This window comes from Actinomadura montaniterrae (genome assembly GCF_008923365.1).
Lineage (GTDB): Bacteria > Actinomycetota > Actinomycetes > Streptosporangiales > Streptosporangiaceae > Spirillospora > Spirillospora montaniterrae.
Map to the genome: position 1 here is coordinate 1 of NZ_WBMR01000408.1, position 4,059 is coordinate 4,059.

Here is a 4,059-nt window from a genome sequence, read left to right on the forward strand (position 1 = left end):
GCCGCTGCCCGCGACCGTCGCGGCCGCGGTCGCCCGGCAGCGCCGCGAGCACGGCGCCCGGACGCCCGCCCCGGCCGCCGACGGGCTGCTGTGCGACTTCGGGGCGCCGGAGCCGTGCCTGCTCATCCCGGACCCGGACGGCCCCGGCCGCCCCCGCCTCCCGGACGCGCTGCTCCGCGACTGGGCGGTGGCGGTCGGTCCGGCGGTGCCGCTCGCGCGGGCGGCCGACTCGCTGCGGTGGGCGCGCGAGACCCTGACCCTCGCGGCGCGCGGGGTGATCCCGGACGGCGGGCTGATCCGCAGCGCCGAGCACGTCCCCGCGCTCGTGATCGCGCGGGCGGGCGAGCTGATCGACGACGCCGCCGCGACCCGGCTCGCGCCGCTCAGCGCCGTCCCCCCGGCCCGCCGGGAACGGCTCGCCGAGACGCTGCTGGCCCTGCTGGAGCACAACTTCAACGCCGCGGACGCGAGCCGCCGGCTGCGCGTCCACCCGCAGACCGTCCGGTACCGGCTGCGGCACCTGCAGGACCTGTTCGGCGACGACCTCCGGGACCCGCGGCGCTGCCTGGAGATGGAGCTGATCCTGCACGCCCGGCTCGTCAACCGCGGTGCCGCACGCTGACGCACCGTTCTTTGTCAGTCCGGTGACAAAAAGGCCGCCGAATCGTTGCACCGCGTGCATGGTGCGCGACGGAGAGCGCCGCAATAGTCGGGGACCCCATGCACGGCCCGTCCAGTGAGGTGATGCTCCCATGTCCGGTGACGCGTACGACTTCGACGTGATCGTCGTCGGGTCCGGGTTCGGCGGCAGCGTGTCGGCGCTGCGGCTGGCGGAGAAGGGGTACCGGGTCGCCGTGCTGGAAGCGGGCCGCCGCTTCGACGAGAGGACGCTGCCGAAGACGTCGTGGCGGCTGCGGAAGTACGTGTGGGCGCCGCGGCTCGGGATGCGCGGCATCCAGCGCATCCACCTCGTCGGAGGCAAGGCCGGCGTGCTGGTCCTCGCCGGCGCCGGCGTCGGCGGGGGCTCGCTGGTGTACGCCAACACCCTGTACGTCCCGCCGGAGCCGTTCTTCAAGGACCGGCAGTGGGGCCACATCACCGACTGGCAGGACGAGCTGAAACCGTTCTACGACCAGGCGCGGAAGATGCTCGGCGTCACCGTGAACCCGCTCGTCACCCCGGCGGACGAGGCGATGAGGCGCGTCGCCGACCGGATGGGCGTCGGCGACACCTACCATCCGACGCCCGTCGGCGTGTACTTCGGCGACAAGCCCGGCGAGGACCACGACGACCCGTTCTTCGGCGGCGCCGGCCCCCGCCGCACGACCTGCACCGCGTGCGGCTCCTGCATGATCGGCTGCCGGGTCGGCGCGAAGAACATGCTCACCAAGAACTACCTGTACCTGGCCGAGCGGGCCGGCGTGAAGGTGCTGGCCGACACGACCGTCACCGCGGTGACGCCCCGCGACGGCGGCGGCTACACGGTCGACGTCGAGCGCACCGGGCCGCTGCTGAAGCGCCGCCGGGCGCTGACCGCCGAGCACGTCGTGTTCGCCGCCGGCACCTACGGCACGCAGCGGCTCCTGCACCGGATGCGGGCCGCAGGCCGGCTCCCGCACCTGTCGCCCCGCCTCGGCGAGCTGACCCGCACCAACTCCGAGGCGCTCCTCGGCGTCGAGCGGATGACGGTGTGGCACCGCAAGAACGACGTCGACCACAGCACCGGCCTCGCCATCACCTCCTCGTTCCACCCCGACGAGAAGACCCACATCGAGCCGACCCGCTACGGCGCCGGCAACAACCTGATGGGCTTCATCCGGACGCTCCTCGTCGACGGTGGCGGCGCGCCGCGCTGGCTGAAGTTCCTCGGCCAGGCCGCTCGGCACCCGACGATCATCCTGCGCGGCCTGTCGCTGAAGGACTGGGCGAAGCGGACCGTGATCGCGCTCGTCATGCAGACCGCCGACAACTCCATCACCGTCACCGAGAAGCGCGGCCTGCTCGGGCGCCGCCGGCTGTCCGCCGGGCTCGGCGAGGGCGAACCGAACCCGACGTGGATCCCGGTCGCGCACAAGGCCGTCCGGATGCTCGCCGAGGAGCTCGACGCCACCCCCGGCGGCACCTGGTTCGACCTGTTCAACATCCCGACGACCGCGCACTTCATCGGCGGCTGCGTCATCGGCGAGACGCCCGAGACCGGCGTCGTCGACCCCTACCACCGCGTCCACGGCCACCCCGGCCTGCACATCGTGGACGGCTCCGCGGTCACCGCGAACCTCGGCGTCAACCCGTCCCTCACCATCACGGCGCAGGCGGAGCGGGCGATGGCGTTCTGGCCGAACCGCGGCGAGAAGGACCCGCGCCCCGAGCCCGGCGCCCCCTACCAGCGCGTCGAGCGCGTCGCGCCCCGCTCCCCGGCCGTCCCCGAGAACGCCCCGGCGGCCCTCCCGATCGTCTGACTCGGCACCTCGCCGAACACGAACGGCCGCGCCGGTCCCAGCGGGATCGGCGCGGCCGTCGAGGCGCGAGGTCAGGTCAGGAGGTCAGTGCGGTGGTGGTGACGGGCTTGCCGAGGACGCTGCCCTGCGCCCACTTGGTGAACGGCAGCTGCCAGTAGCCCCAGCCGTTCGTCCACTGCAGCTGGCGCTTGGTGCCCGTGATGGTGACCAGGTCGCCGCGGTACGACCAGCCGAAGAACCACTGCGCGTCGCTCGCGGGGGAGCGGACGCAGCCGTGGCTGCAGTTGCGGTTGCCCAGGCAGGTCGGGTCGTCCATGTTCTGGTGGATGTACTCGCCGCTGTTGGAGATCCGGGTCGCGAACGGGACCTTCTCGTCGTACCAGCCCGGGTCGCCCTTCTTCTTGCCCGGCGGGCGCATCCGCTCCAGGCGGCTGTGGTCCATGGTCAGGTGGACGCCGCTGGTGGTGAGCAGGTGGTCGACGCCGTCGGACTGGACGTCGCCGCCCGCGCCGAGGCTGACCCCCCAGGTGCGGACCGTCCGGCCGTTCTTCTTCACCACGAGCCGGTCGGTCTTGGCGTTGACCTGGACGGTGTGCGAGTCACCGATCTTGAACTTGCGGGTCACGTCCTTCGCGCCGTACACGCTGTCGCCGATCTTCAGCCCGGCGTAGTGGACGGTGACCGACACCCGCTGGTGCGGCGCCCACGGGTGCTTCGGCCGGAACACCAGCGACGGCAGGCCGTTGAACGACTCGCCCGGCGCCAGCCACCGCCACGCGCCCTCGGTCGGCTTGGTCGAGGAGATCTCGATGCTCTTCTCGATGGCGGCGCGCGCCTTGGTGGGGACGGTCTTGTTGAACTGGATGAACACCGGCATCCCGGTGCCGACCGTCTCGTTCGGGCTCGGCACCACGTTGTTGATCACGGTCGCGGCCGTCGCCCTGCTCGCCCGGAACGCGCTCGTGGCCGTGGTGGCCTTGCCCTTGGCGGACGTCGCGGTCGCCGACACCTGGTAGCTGCCGCCCGGCTGCAGCGTCCACGTCGAGTGCCACTGCGTCTTGTCGGCGGACAGCCTGCCGGGCACCTCGGCGCCCTTCAGCTTCACCGACACCTGCCCGAGCGTGCCGCCGGTCGACGTCACCGTCACGCCCTCGTCCGGACGCGCCTTCGCGGCCCCGTTCGCCGGGGTGATCGTCACCTTGGGGGCGCCGTCGTCACCGCCCGCGGCCGTCGTCCCGCCCGCGCCGCCGCCGCTGCTGCCACCGCACGCCGTCGCCAGCCCGAGGACCAGAGCGACCACCGCAAACGACTTCCCTCGCACCGTTCTCCCTCATCCAGCCCACCCGAACCAGGCGGAGCGCGGACCCCGCCACGCGATCGCTGACGAACGGCCCTGTGGTCCCGGCCCGCACCAGGGGGGACGGCCGGTTTTCACGCCCGATCACATGTGACGTCCATCGTGCCCCGAAGGTTCGCATCGTGTGGGGGGTTCTTCGCATCTTTCGTCCCTGGCGCCCCAGGGGTTCCCGGCCACCGGGCGGGCGGGCCGGCGGGCGCCGCCGCGGGCGCCGCCGCCGGGGAGGGCGCCGGGGAAGGCGCG

Annotated in this window: 3 protein-coding genes; 2 read left to right on the plus strand and 1 reads right to left on the minus strand. The window is 73.1% G+C overall.

Annotated elements, in window-relative coordinates; genetic code table 11:
* The coding region (locus F9B16_RS49550; RefSeq protein ID WP_192809399.1) for a helix-turn-helix domain-containing protein at positions 1-622 on the plus strand (622 nt) is incomplete at its 5' end.
* Between the two features lie 130 nt (positions 623-752).
* Positions 753-2,459, plus strand: coding sequence for a GMC oxidoreductase (locus F9B16_RS49555; protein ID WP_151547210.1), 1,707 nt, complete (start codon positions 753-755; stop codon positions 2,457-2,459).
* A gap of 76 nt (positions 2,460-2,535) precedes the next feature.
* On the opposite strand, the gene F9B16_RS49560 is transcribed toward F9B16_RS49555, so the two are convergent.
* Positions 2,536-3,759 (minus strand): L,D-transpeptidase, encoded by a 1,224-nt coding sequence (locus F9B16_RS49560; RefSeq protein ID WP_151547211.1) that lies wholly within the window; start codon positions 3,757-3,759, stop codon positions 2,536-2,538.
* Positions 3,760-4,059 lie beyond the last annotated feature (300 nt).